The sequence below is a fragment of the Dongia soli genome (genome assembly GCF_034044715.1).
Taxonomy (GTDB): domain Bacteria; phylum Pseudomonadota; class Alphaproteobacteria; order Dongiales; family Dongiaceae; genus Dongia_B; species Dongia_B soli.
The window spans coordinates 209,476-225,758 of the sequence record NZ_JAXCLW010000005.1; the positions used below are offsets into that span (position 1 = coordinate 209,476).

Consider the following 16,283-nt stretch of genomic DNA (forward strand, 5'->3'; position numbering starts at 1 on the left):
AAAGCCGCAGGGGGGAATATACGCATGAGCCTACGCCGCTATGCGCGCTAGCTCTCATCCGTGTCGCGGTTGAGGGGATAGAGGTTCGGGACGAAATCGGAATTTTCTTCGGCCGTCATCTGCTGTTCGGCTGTCGCGAGATAGTCGTCTGGCTGGCCGCTTCTGCCGGCTTGCAGCCATAATTCATAAGCGCGGCGGCGGATCAGGTCGGGGCGATCGAGATCCGCTTCGTCTTCGTCGAAGAGATCTTCGTAGCTGGCCGGCGGATTGCTGCCGGCATCGCCCGGCTTGCCTCCGATGCTCATGATCGCCTCCCTCCAGAATCGCTGCGGCGCAGACTCAACGTTGGTGCCGATCACAGGTTCCCCCGCAGAAAGTGAGGAGGGGCGTTGGTGAAGGCTGCCCACGTTCCTGGCGGACGAACCCCCACCCCGACCTTCTCCCAAGACGGGGGAGGGAGCAGAAACGCCGGCACGGAGGCTTCCTCGCCGCGAAGGAGCAGGATCGAGCAAGGAGAAGGATCGAAGGTCGGCGCACCCTCGAGGCCTAGCGGCGGAGGAGCGTCACCGCCGAAGCCAGGGAATCCGCCGGGTTGCCGGTTGCGGTGACCTGGGGAAGAGCCCCAGAGAGAGCCATAGAGACATCTATAGAGGCATCTCCATGTATTGACTATATATCAACGTCAGACAGCGTCATATATATAATATTATTTGATATATAGTTATTATTATATAAGGGGTTGAGTGCGGTTTCCCGACGGGTTGCCGGGCCGGTTGCCAAGCGGTGGCGGCGTGACGGGTGCTTTCCAGTGTTGATATTAAATCAACAATGCTTTATCCTTACCGGCATGAGCGATGAGAGCCAAACACCGCGCCAGCCGGAAAAGCCGAAGCGCAGCCCCCGCCCGAAGGGGCCGATGAAGCCGATCAACGACCGGCAGCGCGCCTTCGTGCAGGAATACCTGGTCGATTTCAGCCCGCGGCGCGCGGCGATCCGGGCCGGCTATGCGCCGAAGCGGGCGAATGCCAGCGCCTACACATTGATCCGCCGGCCGGATGTGCAGGCCCTGATCGCCGAGCGCCAGAAGGAGGCGCGGCTGCGCGCCGAGATCACCATCGACCGCATCGTCGCCGAACTGGCGAAGATCGCCTTTGCCGATCCGCGCGATCTCTTCACCGCCGATGGCCGCATGAAGCCGATCCATGAGATGGATGATGCCAGCGCCGCCAGCCTCTCGGCCTGGGAGGTGATGGTGCTGGCCGGCACGCGCTCCGCCGCCGCGAAAACCGGCGCCGCCAAGGCCGGCGAGATGGGGGTGCCGGCGGAGACGATCGGCGACCTGCCGCTGGAGGTGCGCAAGATCAAGCGCTGGGACAAGACCAAGGCGCTGGAACTGCTCGGCCGCTATCTCGGCCTCTTCAAGGACAAGGTGGAGCTGAGCGCCAGCAGCGATCTCGCCGCCTCGATCGAAGCGGCACGGCGGCGCGCGATGGAGGGGCAGGCCGGTGCGGCGCGGGTGATCGATGCGGCGGTGATTGAGGGGGATGTCGTTGAGGGCGAGGCGCGGGAGGTTGAGGGGGAAGAACGTTGCCGATGATTAGCCGGCGGCGCGAAATGCCGTCGCAGAGCGCCAGCACCAAACTGGATTGTCACCCTCGGGCTGGGAAGGGTGGCAGCGTGCGATGACCGGAAACGCCGCCTGGTGCCTCGCACGACGGCAACACGAAACTGGGTTGTCACCCTCGGGCTTGACGCCGTCGGCGCAGGCCGACCTTCGTCGGCGGGTCCATGGTTTAGGCAGGCGCGATTGCCACTGATGAAGACGAATGGCGTGTCGTCACCGATGCTTGCTGTTCATCAGTCGCTCCGGTGGACCCTCGGGTCAAGCCCGAGGGTGACAAGCAGGGGATCTAGGCAGCGTGCGATGCGGGTTGAGGGAGAGCTGCGTGATGATGGCTGAGCCGAGCGCTGTCGCCACCTGATGCCATCGCACTGCGCCGGCACCAAACTGGATTGTCGGAAGCTGCCGGTCATGTTCGTCGCAATCCGTTGGCGCTAAACGGGGTTGTCACCCTCGGGCTTGACCCGAGGGTCCATGGCGGCAGCCGCAGGATCGTCGCCGACGAGGATGCAGTTCGTTGCACGGAGGCCGCTGTTCATCAGTCGCTTCGGTGGACCCTCGGATCAAGTCCGAGGGTGACAAGGGGGGGATCTAGGCAGCGTGCGATGACCGGAAACGCCGCCTGGTGCCTCGCACGACGGCAACACGAAACCGGGTTGTCACCCTCGGGCTTGACCCCGTCGGCGCAGGCCGACCTTCGTCGGCGGGTCCATGGTTGAGGCCGCGCAAGGTCAGCGCCGACGAGGATGCAGTTCGTTGCACGAAGGCTGCTGTTCATCAGTCGCTCCGGTGGACCCTCGGATCAAGTCCGAGGGTGACAAGGGGGGGATCTAAGCAGCGCGCGATGACCGGAAACGCCGCCTGGTGCCTCGCACGACGGCAACACGAAACCGGGTTGTCACCCTCGGGCTTGACCCGAGGGTCCATGGTTGAGGCCGCGCAGGATCTTAGCGGACGAGGATGCAGTTCGTTGCACGGAGGTCGCTGTTCATCAGTCGCTTCGGTGGACACCCGCCGACGAAGGTCGGCCTACGCCGACGGCGGTCAAGCCCGAGGGTGACAAGCGGGGGACGTAGGCAGGGTGCGATGACCGGAAACACTGCGCCGCAGGATCTTTCATCACACCATGCCGACAACCAATCATCCAACCAACGCAGCCCACGGCCAATCATGAACCCCAACTCGAACACCGCCGCCGCTCCCGCCGCACGAGACGCCGAGGCGGCATTGATCGCCGATATCGCCGGCTTCAGCCGCGATCCTTTGGGCTTCGTGCTCTATGCTTTTCCCTGGCGCAGCGCCGGCACGGCCTTGGCCGAGCGCGACGGGCCCGATGACTGGCAGCGCGATATCCTGCGCGCGGTGGGTGAGGGCCTCATGACCGCCGGCGAGGCGATCCAGGTGGCGGTCGCCAGCGGCCATGGCATCGGCAAATCGGCTTTGGTCGCCTGGCTGCTGCTCTGGTCGCTTTCGACCCATGAGGATACGCGCGGCGTCGTCACCGCGAATACCGACAGCCAGCTGCGCACCAAGACCTGGGCGGAGCTGGCGAAGTGGCATCGCCTGTGCCTCTGCAAGCACTGGTTCACCTTGAGCGCCACCGCGCTCTATGCGGCGCAGGCCGGGCATGAGAAGACCTGGCGCATCGACATGGTGCCCTGGTCGGAGCGCAATACCGAGGCCTTTGCCGGGCTGCATAACCAGGGCAAGCGCATCGTCGTGGTGTTCGACGAGGCCTCCGCCATTCCCGATCAGATCTGGGAGACGACCGAGGGCGCGCTGACCGACAGCAATACCGAGATTCTGTGGCTCGCCTTCGGCAATCCGACGCGCAACAGCGGCCGGTTCCGCGAATGCTTCGGCCGCTTCAAGCATCGCTGGCGCCATCGCCAGATCGACAGCCGCTCGGTCAGGATCACCAACAAGAAGCAGATCGCGCAATGGGTGGCCGATTACGGCGAGGACAGCGATTTCGTGCGGGTGCGCGTGAAGGGCCAGTTCCCGCGCGCCGGTTCGATGCAGTTCATCGGCAGCGATCTCATCACCGCGGCGATCCAGACGGAGGCGCGCAGCTTCGCCCATGATGCGCTGGTGATCGGCGTCGATGTCGCGCGCTTCGGCGACGACCAGAGTGTCATCTATGCGCGCAAGGGCCGCGACGCGCGCACCTTCCCGCCGATCAAATTGCGCAATGTCGATACCATGACGCTGGCCGGCCGCGTCGCCGAGGAAGCGCGGCGCCTCAAGGCCGATGCGGTCTTCGTCGATGAAGGCGGTGTCGGTGCCGGCGTGGTCGACCGCCTGCGGCAATTGAATGTCAATGTGATCGGCGTGCAATTCGGCGCCAAGGCCGATGGCCTCTCGCCGACCGACGCGGTGGAGCGCTATGCCAACAAACGCGCGGAGATGTACGGCAACTTGCGCCAGGCATTGAAAGCCGGCCTCGCTCTTCCGGATGACCAGGAGCTGATTGCCGACCTCACCAATATCGATTACGGCTTCAATGCTAGAGACGAGATCCAGTTGGAGAAGAAGGAAGAGATGAAAAAGCGGGGGCTCGCCTCGCCCGATTTAGCCGATGCGCTGGCGCTGACCTACGCCTATCCCGCTATGGCTGGGGCCGGGGCGGGGCGGCATCTCGGCGGGGGAGGTGGCGGCAGGCTGGTGAGTGAGTGGGATCCGTTCGGGTGAGTTGCCGAAGTGAAAGTTCCCCGGTCGCGGGGTCACAAATTCGGCTTCCGCCGTTGATCAATGTGAAACCCCCACGGACATTGGAGCAAGCCTTGGACCAACTGGCGCTCCATGCTTGCGAGGCGAACATTCGATGGGCCAGTGCTTTGACCAACAAGCACCGGACAAGAACCTCCCGGCAACCGAATTCGGGCTGGACGTGATGATCAAAACCATGGCGATGACGAGAAGAGAGATGATCAAGACGTAACGCCAATACCGCCGCATGTACTCATCCCATCACATTGCACACCGATGCTAAACCAGCCGAAGCCCAAGCACGCCAGGTCCTGAAAGCCGGCCTCGCATTGTCGGATGACCAGGAACTGATCGCCGGCTTCACCAACATCGACTACGGCTTCAATGCGCCAGACGAGATCCAGTTGGAAAAGAAAGAGGACATGAAAAGGCACGGCCTAGCCTCCCTGCATTTAGCCGATGCGCTGACGCTCACCTACGGGCGGGGAGGCGGCGGTTAACGAGAGGATATTCCCAAAACCTCTTTACATCGAACTTTATAATATTTATCGTTCAAATTGTACTCGGGGGGTACGCAATGAGCGACGAGTTTGTATTTGAGTCTATTGCTGCGGCAGGCGGGCATGTCGATGTTGTGTTTGTTCATGGCCTCCGCGGAGACTTAAAGGGAAGCTGGATCTCCAGCGGTTCGGGTGAGCCCGAAGGAGACTATTGGCCACTTTGGTTGGCCAAGGACATACCTGGCATAAACGTCTATGCGCTCGGCTATCCGGCGAGTATTTTTGCGCAGTGGGCAAAGGGGGAGATGGGATTATTCGAGCGCGCAAAAGCTGTGCTCGAATACATGGCGTCGAAAGGCTTCGGTGCAAAACCGATAGCGCTTATCACTCACAGCTTGGGGGGGCTGCTGGCGAAGCAAGTAATTCGTACAGCGATAGATAATCCGAATACCGCATGGAATTCGATCGCCCAAAACTGCAAAGCCATCTTTTTCATAGCGACGCCACACAGTGGTGCCAGTTTGGCCGCTTTACTAAAGTTCGCAGTCCCCAGGCTTATATCGAAACATGTAGAGACGCTCAACCAAGGCTGCGATCAGCTCAATGAATTAAATGAAACCTATCGCAATCTAGCCTTGCGGCTGGGCATTACGACATTTCCTTACTACGAGAAGTACAGAACTAATAACGTATCGCTTGTCGTCACAAGAGAAAGCGCGGACCCGGGATGCGGAGAAAATCAGCCTATACCTATAGACGCTGATCATATTTCGATCTGCAAACCAAAAAATCGCGAGGCCCTCCTCTATTGCAGCATCAAATCGCATCTCTCCAAATTCGTTTCATCCTCGAACGATAACACGCAGGGTACCATCAGTACCGACTCTGATCTTGTTGATGCCTTTGACAATGATGGTTTGACAGATCCATCCGATCTTGATCGCCGCACACTCTATCAAAAGATGGTGGCTGCCAAGCGAGAGCATGAATACGAGAAAGCGAATAAGCTGCAGAACAACTTTGCACAAAATTATTATCGACTTGGACTTTTCCCGTCTGCTCGCCAGATTAACGACGATCTGCTCTCGGATGTAGCGCAGCGATTTGACACGCATGTATTCTCAAAAATTTGCCAAGGGGCTTCGGAAAGCGAGATCAATATCGCTCTCCAAACTCTTGTGATTGATCCGCTTGTGCAGAAGTACAGTTCGATTTCTAATGCCAATTCGCAGTCAGTTTTAAAAGCGCTCTATTTTCTAACCGAGAGATGTCACATCCGGTGGGATGCGACATGAATTTTCGACTGTGGTATCCGCAGCTAGACGTTTACGACACGGTTCGTCGCATGAGCTGTTTATTGGCTGCTTGGAGAAGAGACGCTTCTGGGGTCGAGCGATTTTATATCCTCGACTTTTTTCTTTCTGCACCATGTTTGCTCCACAATACGCATATGCCTAGTGACACGCGTCAACACTTTCGAAGCCTAAATATCGAAAGACCCAACAAGGGGTTCTTAGCATATCCTGCGTCGCCGATTCTCTTCTCGAAGATGGAGTCCGTGCAGAAATCGGCAATGCAAACTATGATTGGAAAAGGGTTGATAGATATCGATGCATTTAAAATCGGAATTATCTCTCCATCATTAAGTGGCAAGGATTTCTGCCTAAATATGCATCACCTTCATTCGACAGATAGCGAACGCAACGTGATTATTTTTCTAGTAGAGCACTTCTCCAAAATCGGAAGCGATGGCCCAATAGGGCTGCGGAATGCTACTGGGCTTAGAAGGGGGCAGTTGTGAATCCTACATTTCTATCTCTGCAACGTTTGCGGGTTATGAAAGGAGGGAAAGCTGCTTACGACCAAAGCTTCCACCGCGGAGTAAACATAATCCGCGGCGAAAATGGTTCTGGAAAGTCGACGATCGCAGACTTCATTTTTTTTATACTGGGTGGTGAATTTGCGGATTGGAAGGAAGCAGCCAGCTACTGCGAAGAAGTGCAGGCGCAGCTAGAGACAAGAAACGGCATAATTACAGTGCGTCGAAGCATTGCGACTAAGCTGGAGCCAACATTTGTCTTTTATGGGCCAATGGAACTCGCTGAGAAAAGCGGAATAGACGGATGGCACAGGCATACGATTCGACGAGTTGATAAGGCTTTAAGTTATTCTCAAGTTCTCTTTCGAGCCTGCGGTATCCCGGAAGCTCCAAGTCAAAATTCTTCGAATGTAACGTCGCATCAAATCCTCCGATTAATGTATGGAGATCAAAGAACACCAGCACCTCGCCTGTTCCGTTTCGAGTCTTTTGACAACAGAGACATTCGCATTGCGGTTGGCGAGCTTCTTTGTGGCATAAATGGATATCGTCTTTACGAGACGCAACTTGAACTTAGGAGCTTGAACGCTCAGTTCGATGAAACTCAACGCCAATTGTCGGGACTATATACTGGGCTTCCGCCCGACAGTAGTCTAAGAAGCGTTGCGTCGTTGGATGAAGAAATCGTCAGTTTGAAAAGCGAAGCTGTTGCAGTTGAGCGCAAAATTGAAAACGTTGATGACGAACTACAAGAGAGTGATGATAAGGCCTTCCGAGAAGATCGGATTAAAGCGTTGTTAGAGCTGCGAAAAGCTAAGGATGCGCTGCGCAACGCCGAACTTTTACAAGAAACTAGAAGGCACGAACGAGACAGTCTTGGAGCTTTTATAAAATATCTCGAGGATTTGTCAGAAAAGCTTAAGTTGACTGCCGATGCGGGCGAGTTGATTGGCAGTATAGAGTTCACCTACTGCCCGGCATGCTTAAATCCGCTACGTGAGCACACTGATCCTAACACATGTATCCTGTGCGGCTCTTCACTGGACATTGAGAAGCAACGATCAAAATATCTGCAGTTGCAGATCGACACGCGTATGCAGTTGAAAGAATCAAATCAGCTCCTAGATGCGGGCGCTCTCGAGCTAGCCAATGGGGAGTCGGACCTTCGGGCGCTCAGGAGAGATTATGAGCGAAAATTATCAGAGTTCGCGACGCGCTTTGACTTGAGTAACTCTCCGAGAGAGAGCCATTTAGCTAGGTTCAATATTCGACTAGGCCAGATCCACGCCGAGCTAGGGCATATCGAGAAATTACGCGACACACTTGAAAAGATCGACAAGCTTTCGGCCAAAAAAGGAAGCATACAGCAAAAAATTGACAACGCCAAAGCTTTGCAAGAAAGGCTGCAGGGCGCTAGCACTAAAAGGCTTTCTACTGCCATGGGGCTTGTGTCCAAGATAGCTCGACAGATTCTAGCCAAGGATTTGCTGCGACAAGAAGAATTCAAAGAGGCTAAGAACGTCACTGTAGATTTTGGCGACGATGCTATTTTGGTCGATGGAAAGCTCAACTTCGCCGAAAGTAGCAACGTTATTCTAAAAAATGCTGCTTTGGTTGCGCTGTTTTCTGCAGCGACGCAAGACAGCGAATTTTGGCATCCGCGCTTTGTTCTCCTGGATAACGTTGAAGACAAAGGCATGGAGGAAGTTCGGAGTCATAATTTCCAGAAGTTAATTGTAAACGAGTCTCAGAAGGCAAAGTTTGCACATCAGATCATTTTCACCACTTCTACGATAAATCCCGAACTGGAATTGGATGAATACGTAATTGGCCCAAAATATACGCGAGAGAATCATACTCTCAACCTTAAGGGCTGATATATGCCAGTGACACCCTTTAACGAGAGGAGTACTCCATATTCAAAGCTGCATAGTTCTCCTCAGCCGTACCAGCCAGTGCCCCGTCGCGTGAGCCAGCGATATCGGCGAAGGCGGTAGGCGCATCGAACTGCGATGTAGCGAGGTCGATGCGAGTTCCGCCAATTCCGTTGTAGGAATGATCGCCGTCGCAGGCGGCTTCAATATCTCGGCGCCGTATAGTCGTGCAGCAGGATCGCGGTGACGATGCATTGGCCACGTGCGCGATTATTCGGTAGCATCGGCGGCTCGATGCCGAGCATCAGGCGCTGCAATATCTTCAGCACGCTGTCGGCATCAAAGCGTTCATATTTCTCCTATCGGAGTCACGGCAACGAAGGCGGGCTGCTCGATAGAGCATAGCCTTTTGAGGCCATACATGGCTGCTCCATCTCCATCGCTGAATAGACATAGCCAGCATTCACGCCTGTCTGGCGGCATGCATACAAGTCCGTGGCTGTCTGTTGCAATCCGACACCGGGCTTTACCCAATATTGCTGGGCCACGCAGCCGGCAAGACTGATGGACAAGGCCGCGAGCGCGATCACTCGGTTAGTCACAATTACTCCATTGCAGTATAGGTGTGCTAGTCAGTCGGTCAAAGGGTGTCAGGAGAGCGCCGCTCACTTGGCGCCAAGGCTCGACATGAACTTGTCTGCCGCCGGGCCGGTGCAGTCGCGGCCGCTTTGCGCCATGACTTCTTCGCCGGTCTTGTTGTCGATGAGGCTGAGATTGTAAACAATGACCTTGCCGCCGAGCATGCAGTAATCGGCGAATGTCTGCGCGATCATGAGGCGATAGCGCGTGTTATAGGTGTTGTAAGACGACAATTCGGTCGTCTCGCCAATTGTCCCGGAAATTTTGTCCGGTCCATGATCCACCACCAGCTTCCAGCCAGCCGCATGCAGCCGGCCCTTCAATTCGCCAACAAGCATGGCATTCCCGGGTGGGACGGTGATGGTCTTCTCAGTTCCGTCGATCTGACCGTAAACTTGTTGGTCGCTGGAAATACAGCCAGTCAGAAGCCCGGCCAGCATGGCCAAAGCGAGCAATCGTTTCATGAGGTCCCCCCATGGCATCGCGGTCCACTCCCGCCCCCGGAAGTCCCAGATCAGAACACGCAATGCGATAGGAGTAGATTGCCAGAGTCGCGCCCGAGCGGCAATGGGGCGGATGGTGTTATCGCCCGTCGATATCCATCATGTCAGTTGCTTGAAATGCGCTGGCGCAACACGCAAAATCGCGCCGGGGTGGCCCCGCATCTCGGGGGCGGTACCGAATTCAGAGCGGTACGCCCATTATCTGGGAGTGGATTAAGGCTGGCCCATCGCCTCAACTTTGAATCTTGACGATAGCTGGCAAGATGCGCGGACGGCGCTTCCAGGCGACAGAAGTTCGTAAGGTGCGCGTCGTATATTATCGCCCCTTTTCCCACGCTTCACCCGACCCAAGGCATCCCAGATAATGGAGACCGCCATGGCGCAGCTTCAACCAACAACGACATCATTTAATTCCGCTTCCACCGACCCGGCCAATAGGCTGGCCACGATCAATCCGGCAGATTTCTCGACGCAGATCGACAATCCCTTCCTCATTTACGAGCCCGGAACGACCTTCGTCTTCAAGAGCCCCGACGGCACATTTGTCGACAATTTCGTTATCACGCGGGAGACCCGCGTGCTTGAGGGTGTCACCTGCGTGGTGATTCATGATCAATCCATCGACCACGGAGAACTGGTTGAAAACACCTTCGATTACTTCGCCCAGGATAAGGCGGGCAATGTCTGGTATTTCGGCGAGGACACCCAGGAGATCGAGAACGGCAAGGTGGTGAGCACCGAGGGGACCTGGCATGCCGGTGTGAACGGTGCGACGCCCGGCATCGTCATGGAGGCGCATCCGCAGCTCCATGATTCATATGACCAGGAACACGCGGCCGGGATTGCCGAGGACCATGCCCAGGTGACCAGCCTGACCGGATCGGCGGTTACGCCTTATGGCTCCTTCCATCATGATCTCCTGGTGACGGCGGAGACCTCACCGCTGGAGCCCGGTGCCTTGGATGAGAAAAAATATGCACTCGGTGTCGGCGACGTGCTTGAACTCGACAAGGTCACCGGCGACCTCATTCAGCTCAACCAGGTCAAGGTCGATGGCACCGCCGGCAACGACGCGCTGCGCGGTTATGCCGGCGGCGACTTCCTCAACGGCCATGACGGCAATGATCACCTGAATGGCCTGGGCGGCAGCGACAAGATCTATGGCGGCAGGGGAAATGACCTGCTCGACGGCGGCCATGACACGGCTGTCGACCGGCTCTATGGCGGGCAAGGCAACGATACCATCCATGTCCGCACCCACGACCGGGCCTTCGGCGGCGACGGCAACGACACGCTGCAGCTTTTTGACAATACCCATTTCGGTTCCATCGCCGGTGGCGAAGAGGCAAATCGCAACCTGGCGAAGGCCAGCGGCGATATCCTGCAATTCAGCGGCCACCTGGATCTCACCCATGACAGCGTCAGCGATAAGATCGGCGGTATCGAGACGCTGTCGATGAAAAACGGCGAGGGCGGCGACGGGCTCAAGCTCGACGCCCATGATGTACTCGATCTAGGCGACGGCATCTTCGACCCGAAACATACCGGCGATCCCTTGCCCAAGGGCGATGCCGTGCGCGTCGAGGGCAATAGCGGCGACCAGCTCACCCTGAACGGCGGGCAATGGAAGGAAGCGCAGGCCGCAAATACGCCGGATGATTTCAACCTATTCAGCGCCCATACATCATCGGGCCATGCCTATGTCCTGGTCCAGGAGGATGTCACGGTGCATATCACCTGACGGGGCCCGAGCGGCTGCGTGTTATCCGTCCTGGTTGGCCGGCAAAGTAGACGGGCGCCGCACCCGCCCGATCAGGACCAGAATACGCGTCATCACGATCCTGGCCGTTGATGATGGTGCCAGGGCAGCAGTTCGGTTAGCGGCCGGGACCGGACGCTAACGGAATACCCTGTCGGTAATCGGCCCATCATGCGGCCGTCGAGATCGGTTTCGCATTGCCCGCAATACGGCAGAGCACGCAAAATCGCGCCGGCCCGCCGCAGTGAGGAGCGACTGCGGAGTTCCGGCGCGACCTTGTGTTGCGCCCGGCTTTAAGCCAGGCGGGTCTCCAGCTTTCGGTTAGAAGTCGAAGGAGACGCCGATCGTGGTGTTGATGATGCCGTGATCGGCATTGCGGTTGAACGGCATGTCATAGGCGACTTTCATGTCGAAGAGGCCGGCCTTGAAGCCGATCTCCGGTCCGGCGATGCCGTCATCATCGATACCGGAGCCGTAGAGATAGCCGACATTGCCGCCGATATAGGGGGCGACGGGCAGGTCGACATTAAGGAGGTCGCCGAGATAGAAGTCCGGCCCGACCACGGTGCGGCCGCCGAAGCCCTCATTATCCGTGTCGAAGTGATAGAAGCCGGCCTGCTCGACGCCGACGGTCATCCAGCTCGTCACCTTGTAATCGAGGCCGAGATTGATGCCGGCGAGATGGCTGTGGCCGTTGCTCTCGTCGACGAAGTTATAGCCGTAGAAGCCGCCGGCCGAGAACATCCAGCGTTTCTCTTCCTTGGGCGCCGGCTGCGGCTGGGGCGGGGGCGCCGAGGCGACCGGTGTCTCGGGCGCCGGGGCCGGGGGCGGCGGTGGCGGCGCCACGACGTTGATTTCCGTGCGCCGGTTCTGGGCTTCGCGCACGCCTTGCCCGGTCTGGACCGCAAGGTCGCTTTCACCGGCGCCGGTTTCCGAGATCGACGCGCGCGGCACGCCCAGCTTCTCCAGCGCATCGGCGACCGCCGTCGCGCGGCGCTCCGAGAGACGCTGGTTCAGCGTGGAGGTGCCCGATGTATCGGTATGGCCGACGACCGTGATATGGGCCTGACCGGTGCGGTCATATTCCTGCTTCGCCGAGGCGATGGTCGCCTGTGCCGTGGAATCGAGCGTCGCCTTCCCGAGCGGGAAGAAGACAACAAACTTACTGTCGTTTTGAGCCAAAGCCGGCAAGCTTCCCACCATGAGGAAGCCGGCCGCCAACAGCATGAGCGGGCGCTTCATGAACAATCTCCTGATAATGTCTCGAGTCCTGACGCCTGCGGGCGCATCCATCCCCCGCGACCCAGGGCGACGCGTTGGATCGCCGCCGCCCCAACTAGCAGAAGAAGCTTGTTAAGGTTCCATCACAATCGGACTTTGTTCATCGCTTAGATGAGCTGGCGCGCTTAGGCGCTTCGCTTCGCGATTTTTTATCACCATGTTCGCTGGCCCCTTCTTGACCTCTCTGCGCGAGGAAGAGTGTGCCCTCTTCGCCCTGACGATTGGCTGTCGGCGGCGCGACTGTTTGTGACAGTTGTTCGCGCAGCGCGTTTAGCGCGCCGCTCCGTTGCGTTCCATGCTATGCTGGCCGCCGATCTTGTCGGGAGGGTGAGATGGGGGAGCGATCCAGAACAGATCGCGCGCAGCCGACCACGCTACCTGCCGCCGGCTGCGCCTGCGGCTGTCATGCTTGCGGCGCCGATCATCAGCGCGCAGCGGACAGCCATACGAGCGGCGCGCAAGGAAGCTCGCGCCGCGATGTCCTGCGCGGCGGATTCTCCGGCCTTGCCTTTGCCGGGCTGGCGACAGCGGGACTGGGAACAGCTGGCATGTCGGGCGCGCTGCTCTCCTGGCCGCGCAGAGCCGCGGCGCAGAGCACGCTGCCCCCCGATGAGGCGCTGGCGCGGTTGCAGGCAGGGAATGCGCGCTTCGTGACGCAGCACATGAACTCCTTCGCCGAGGATCTCACCATCCTGAAGCAGAACACGGTGGCGAAGCAGGAACCTTTCGCCGCCATTCTCTCTTGCGCGGATTCCCGCGTGCCGGTGGAGCTGATCTTCGACCAGACGATCGGCCAGCTTTTCGTCACCCGCGTTGCCGGCAATGTGGCGACGCCGGAGATCATCGCCAGCCTGGAATATAGCGCGGCGGTGCTGGGCGTGCGCGTCATCATGGTGCTGGGCCATGGCGGCTGCGGCGCGGTGAAGGCGGCGATCGAGGGCAAGCCGGTGCCGGGGCAGATCAGCACGCTCTATGCCTCGATCCGGCCGGCGGTCGATGTGGCGGGCGGCGACGGCGATACGCCGGACCTCGCCTACACGATCAAGGTCAATGCCTCGGTCCAGGCGCATCTCCTCGCCACTGCATCGCCGGTCCTCGCCGGGTTGATCAAGGAGAAGCAGCTAAAGATCGTGCCGGCTTTCTACAATCTCGCCGACGGCAAGGTCGGGCTGTTGGTGTGAGAGGCAGCACGCCTGCTGACGTGCTGAAGTCATCGCAAGGATGATCGGCGCCGCCGCATCGACTGAAAGCGGCGGCGCATCGGATCAATGCCGAAGGTTGGGATCGATCATGTCGGAGCGCTGGTCTGCGAGCGGCATCGGCTTGCATCAGGCAACGCTACTGCGGGCAAGGCTGGCCGGCGGTTTTCTGCTGCTGTGCCTTGTCGCCATGTCGGCGGCTTCCCTTCGCGCCGATGAGGCGAGCCAGGTCGGCACCGTATCGCTGGCGAACCGGGCGCCGGCAAAGGTCGAGCCGATCTCCGCCGCCGAACTCGCGCGCGCGGAAACCGATCCGGAAATCGCCGCCGGGCGCGAGGCTTTGGCGGCGCAGAATTGGAAAGCCGCACTCGTACATTTCGATATCGCGGCGCAAGGCGGCAATGTGGTGGCCGAAACGCTGGCGGGGCGGATGTATGAAACCGGCCCGTTGATGCCGCCCGACCGCGGCCATGCCGCCGCGCTCTATCGCCGCGCCGCCCTGCGCGGCTATGACGAGGCGCAATATCGCCTGGGCCATCTCTATGAAAGCAATCTGGTCGCGGATCTGGCGGCGGCGATCAGCTGGTATCACCTGGCCGCCGCGCAGGGCCATGACATGGCGATCGCGCGGATGGGTGTCGCCTATTGGAGCGGCGAGGGCGTGCAGCAGGACGAAGCCGCCGCCGTGCAGCTCGCCCAGCGCGGCGCCGCGGCGGGCGGCCCGGCCTCGCAATTCCTGCTGGGGTCGCTCTATCTGATGGGGAGCGGTGTGCCGAAGAACAAGGAAAAGGCAATCGAGCTCTATCGCCTCTCCGCCGAACATGATTTCTATGCGGCGCAGCAGCGCCTCAGCGGCTTCTATCGCAACGGGATCGTGGTGCAGCAGGATGCGGGGCTGGCGGCCTATTGGGAAGATCGCGCCGCGCATAATATCGAGGGCATGCAGAACAGCGATTTTCTCATTCCCTAGCGCCGGGCACGCGGCCCCGGAACGCGACCTGGGCACGCCACCCCCGCACGTGACCCTGGCACGTGACCTGGGCGCACGGCGCGCAAGGCTGCCGCCGGTCTTCGCGATCTGCTGCGCGGCTGTCAGCGCCCCAGTTCCGCCGGCTGGGCGATATGGGTGAAATAGGTGTGGACGCCATCGGGGCCGGCGCGGCGGTCGAGCGTGCCGGCGCTGACCAGGCGGCTGCAGGTCTGCTCGATTTCCGGACGATAGCCGGGCTGGCCGTAGACCGCTTTGGCGAGGTCGGCTTCGCTGAGGCCAGGGCGTTGGTGGACGATGAAGTCGACGACGTCGGCGAGGCTCGCGGCCATGGCTGGTCTCCTTGGTTCGATGGCTCCCCTGATGCGCGGGCGATGGCTGCGCGGGTGCTCGGGGTGCGCTGATGGCTCCTATGACAGTGCTCGGGTTCGGCGAAGGCGCCGCCGGCGAATGATGGCATGACCCGGCGCGAAAGGCGAGGGCATGTGCGGTATTTGGCGCAAAGTTGAAGATGCCGGGCGGCGCGCCACTGCCGGATCGCGCGAAAGGGGCAGGGCGATACGCGCGCCGGTTGGTGGACCGCAAACGTAACGAGACATAAGCTTCCATCAGATCGGCGCGTTCCTTCCCTTGGGAGGAGCGGTGCGCCGAGCATTCCGATTGCCCGATGGACGACCGCGAATATCCCACCTTGTTTCAAGCGAGGAGGATCGGATGGGCTATTATCTCCTGCAATGGAAATACAAGGATGCGCAAGTGAAGCGCATGATCAGCAAGCCGCATAACCGCCAGGCCATGGCCGCCAAGGCGATCGAGCCCTTCGGCGGCAAACTGCACAGCTTCTTCTTCGCCTTCGGCCCGGTCGACGGTGTCGCCATCGTCGAATATCCCGACAATGAAAGCGCCGCCGCCGGTGCCATGCTGATCGCCGGCGCCGATGTGGTCGAGAGCCTCAGCACCACCGTGCTGCTGACCTCGGCCGAGGCGGAACAGGCCATGCGGCGCGCCGGCACCACCCGGCACAGCTACAGCGCCATGCCGGAGTGAGCTGCGGGCCAGTTGTTGGCTGGGGGTGATGGGCGGCGGGTCGTCTGATGGCGATGCGCGCGTCATCGCATCGCCGTAACCCCGCGCTCGCTTGTCATCCTCGGGCTTGATCCGCGGGTCCAGGCGGGAGGCCGACATAAAGCGGCGTCCCGGCCAGGCGCAGGCGCGTGGTGACGGCGAGGCTGCGCAGGGCGCGGCCGGGCAGGCGGGTTGCGTCGTGGAAGTCGCCCTCGTGGAAGAGCAGCGTGTCGCGCGGCGGATCGGTGCGGGCGCAAGCGGCGGCGACGAAGCTGCTGCCATCGGCCATGCTCAGCCCCGTCCTCGCATCGGCGGCATCAGGCGGC

The 16,283-nt window shown here is 59.6% G+C and carries 17 protein-coding genes; 10 read left to right on the forward strand and 7 right to left on the reverse strand.

Annotation, left to right across the window (positions count from 1 at the left end):
- Positions 1–47: 47 nt before the first annotated feature.
- Positions 48–305: a DUF2934 domain-containing protein gene (locus SMD27_RS17695; RefSeq protein WP_320509753.1), complete on the reverse strand. Its 258-nt coding sequence runs from the start codon at positions 303–305 to the stop codon at positions 48–50.
- 503 nt (positions 306–808) lie between these two features.
- Here SMD27_RS17695 and SMD27_RS17700 point away from each other — a divergent pair.
- From SMD27_RS17700 to SMD27_RS17725, 6 genes are all read left to right on the forward strand, one after another.
- A complete protein-coding gene (locus tag SMD27_RS17700; RefSeq protein WP_320509754.1) occupies positions 809–1,597 on the forward strand; it encodes a terminase small subunit in 789 nt (262 codons plus the stop codon).
- 1,194 nt (positions 1,598–2,791) lie between these two features.
- A complete protein-coding gene (locus SMD27_RS17705) occupies positions 2,792–4,312 on the forward strand; it encodes a terminase (protein ID WP_320509755.1) in 1,521 nt (506 codons plus the stop codon).
- Between the two features lie 347 nt (positions 4,313–4,659).
- The gene (locus tag SMD27_RS17710) at positions 4,660–4,830 is read left to right on the forward strand and encodes a hypothetical protein (protein ID WP_320509756.1); all 171 of its coding nucleotides are present in this window, start codon (positions 4,660–4,662) and stop codon (positions 4,828–4,830) included.
- Between the two features lie 77 nt (positions 4,831–4,907).
- A complete protein-coding gene (locus SMD27_RS17715; RefSeq protein WP_320509757.1) occupies positions 4,908–6,125 on the forward strand; it encodes an ABC-three component system protein in 1,218 nt (405 codons plus the stop codon).
- Positions 6,122–6,631, forward strand: a complete 510-nt coding sequence (locus SMD27_RS17720) for an ABC-three component system middle component 5 (RefSeq protein WP_320509758.1) — start codon at positions 6,122–6,124, stop codon at positions 6,629–6,631. The genes SMD27_RS17715 and SMD27_RS17720 overlap by 4 nt, the downstream gene beginning before the upstream one ends.
- On the forward strand, positions 6,628–8,526 hold the full coding sequence (locus SMD27_RS17725; protein ID WP_320509759.1) for an AAA family ATPase: 1,899 nt from the start codon (positions 6,628–6,630) through the stop codon (positions 8,524–8,526). Before SMD27_RS17720 ends, SMD27_RS17725 begins: the two co-directional genes overlap by 4 nt.
- Before the next feature lie 19 nt (positions 8,527–8,545).
- On the opposite strand, the gene SMD27_RS24345 is transcribed toward SMD27_RS17725, so the two are convergent.
- The 3 genes from SMD27_RS24345 to SMD27_RS17735 all read right to left on the reverse strand — a co-directional run bounded on the left by SMD27_RS24345 (position 8,546) and on the right by SMD27_RS17735 (position 9,626).
- Positions 8,546–8,785, reverse strand: coding sequence for a YunG family protein (locus SMD27_RS24345; protein WP_452094313.1), 240 nt, complete (start codon positions 8,783–8,785; stop codon positions 8,546–8,548).
- Positions 8,727–8,852, reverse strand: a complete 126-nt coding sequence (locus SMD27_RS17730) for a hypothetical protein (protein ID WP_320509760.1) — start codon at positions 8,850–8,852, stop codon at positions 8,727–8,729. The genes SMD27_RS24345 and SMD27_RS17730 overlap by 59 nt, the downstream gene beginning before the upstream one ends.
- A 336-nt stretch (positions 8,853–9,188) precedes the next feature.
- A complete protein-coding gene (locus SMD27_RS17735) occupies positions 9,189–9,626 on the reverse strand; it encodes a hypothetical protein (RefSeq protein WP_320509761.1) in 438 nt (145 codons plus the stop codon).
- A gap of 415 nt (positions 9,627–10,041) precedes the next feature.
- On the opposite strand from SMD27_RS17735, the gene SMD27_RS17740 reads away from it, so the two are divergent.
- A complete protein-coding gene (locus tag SMD27_RS17740) occupies positions 10,042–11,406 on the forward strand; it encodes a calcium-binding protein (RefSeq protein ID WP_320509762.1) in 1,365 nt (454 codons plus the stop codon).
- Between the two features lie 339 nt (positions 11,407–11,745).
- Here the strand turns inward: SMD27_RS17740 and SMD27_RS17745 are convergent, their stop codons facing one another.
- Entirely contained in the window at positions 11,746–12,666 is a 921-nt protein-coding gene (locus SMD27_RS17745) for an OmpA family protein (protein WP_320509763.1), read from the reverse strand.
- 371 nt (positions 12,667–13,037) lie between these two features.
- Between SMD27_RS17745 and SMD27_RS17750 the strand changes: the two genes are divergently transcribed.
- Positions 13,038–13,886: a carbonic anhydrase gene (locus SMD27_RS17750; RefSeq protein ID WP_320509764.1), complete on the forward strand. Its 849-nt coding sequence runs from the start codon at positions 13,038–13,040 to the stop codon at positions 13,884–13,886.
- 109 nt (positions 13,887–13,995) lie between these two features.
- Entirely contained in the window at positions 13,996–14,874 is an 879-nt protein-coding gene (locus SMD27_RS17755) for a tetratricopeptide repeat protein (protein ID WP_320509765.1), read from the forward strand.
- Positions 14,875–14,996: 122 nt separating this feature from the next.
- Here SMD27_RS17755 and SMD27_RS17760 read toward each other — a convergent pair whose 3' ends face one another.
- Entirely contained in the window at positions 14,997–15,224 is a 228-nt protein-coding gene (locus tag SMD27_RS17760; protein ID WP_320509766.1) for a hypothetical protein, read from the reverse strand.
- Between the two features lie 382 nt (positions 15,225–15,606).
- Between SMD27_RS17760 and SMD27_RS17765 the strand changes: the two genes are divergently transcribed.
- A complete protein-coding gene (locus tag SMD27_RS17765) occupies positions 15,607–15,939 on the forward strand; it encodes a GYD domain-containing protein (RefSeq protein WP_320509767.1) in 333 nt (110 codons plus the stop codon).
- Positions 15,940–16,033: 94 nt separating this feature from the next.
- Here the strand turns inward: SMD27_RS17765 and SMD27_RS17770 are convergent, their stop codons facing one another.
- Positions 16,034–16,246, reverse strand: a complete 213-nt coding sequence (locus SMD27_RS17770; RefSeq protein WP_320509768.1) for a hypothetical protein — start codon at positions 16,244–16,246, stop codon at positions 16,034–16,036.
- Between the last annotated feature and the right edge of the window lie 37 nt (positions 16,247–16,283).

Coding starts and splice junctions, on each gene's coding strand:
- SMD27_RS17765 (WP_320509767.1), top strand. CDS start 15,607: ATGGGCTATTATCTCCTGCAATGGAAATACAAGGATGCGCAAGTGAAG.
- SMD27_RS17755 (WP_320509765.1), top strand. CDS start 13,996: ATGTCGGAGCGCTGGTCTGCGAGCGGCATCGGCTTGCATCAGGCAACG.
- SMD27_RS17695 (WP_320509753.1), bottom strand. CDS start 305: ATGAGCATCGGAGGCAAGCCGGGCGATGCCGGCAGCAATCCGCCGGCC.
- SMD27_RS17740 (WP_320509762.1), top strand. CDS start 10,042: ATGGCGCAGCTTCAACCAACAACGACATCATTTAATTCCGCTTCCACC.
- SMD27_RS17715 (WP_320509757.1), top strand. CDS start 4,908: ATGAGCGACGAGTTTGTATTTGAGTCTATTGCTGCGGCAGGCGGGCAT.
- SMD27_RS17720 (WP_320509758.1), top strand. CDS start 6,122: ATGAATTTTCGACTGTGGTATCCGCAGCTAGACGTTTACGACACGGTT.
- SMD27_RS17760 (WP_320509766.1), bottom strand. CDS start 15,224: ATGGCCGCGAGCCTCGCCGACGTCGTCGACTTCATCGTCCACCAACGC.
- SMD27_RS17735 (WP_320509761.1), bottom strand. CDS start 9,626: ATGAAACGATTGCTCGCTTTGGCCATGCTGGCCGGGCTTCTGACTGGC.
- SMD27_RS17745 (WP_320509763.1), bottom strand. CDS start 12,666: ATGAAGCGCCCGCTCATGCTGTTGGCGGCCGGCTTCCTCATGGTGGGA.
- SMD27_RS17705 (WP_320509755.1), top strand. CDS start 2,792: ATGAACCCCAACTCGAACACCGCCGCCGCTCCCGCCGCACGAGACGCC.
- SMD27_RS17770 (WP_320509768.1), bottom strand. CDS start 16,246: ATGGCCGATGGCAGCAGCTTCGTCGCCGCCGCTTGCGCCCGCACCGAT.
- SMD27_RS17750 (WP_320509764.1), top strand. CDS start 13,038: ATGGGGGAGCGATCCAGAACAGATCGCGCGCAGCCGACCACGCTACCT.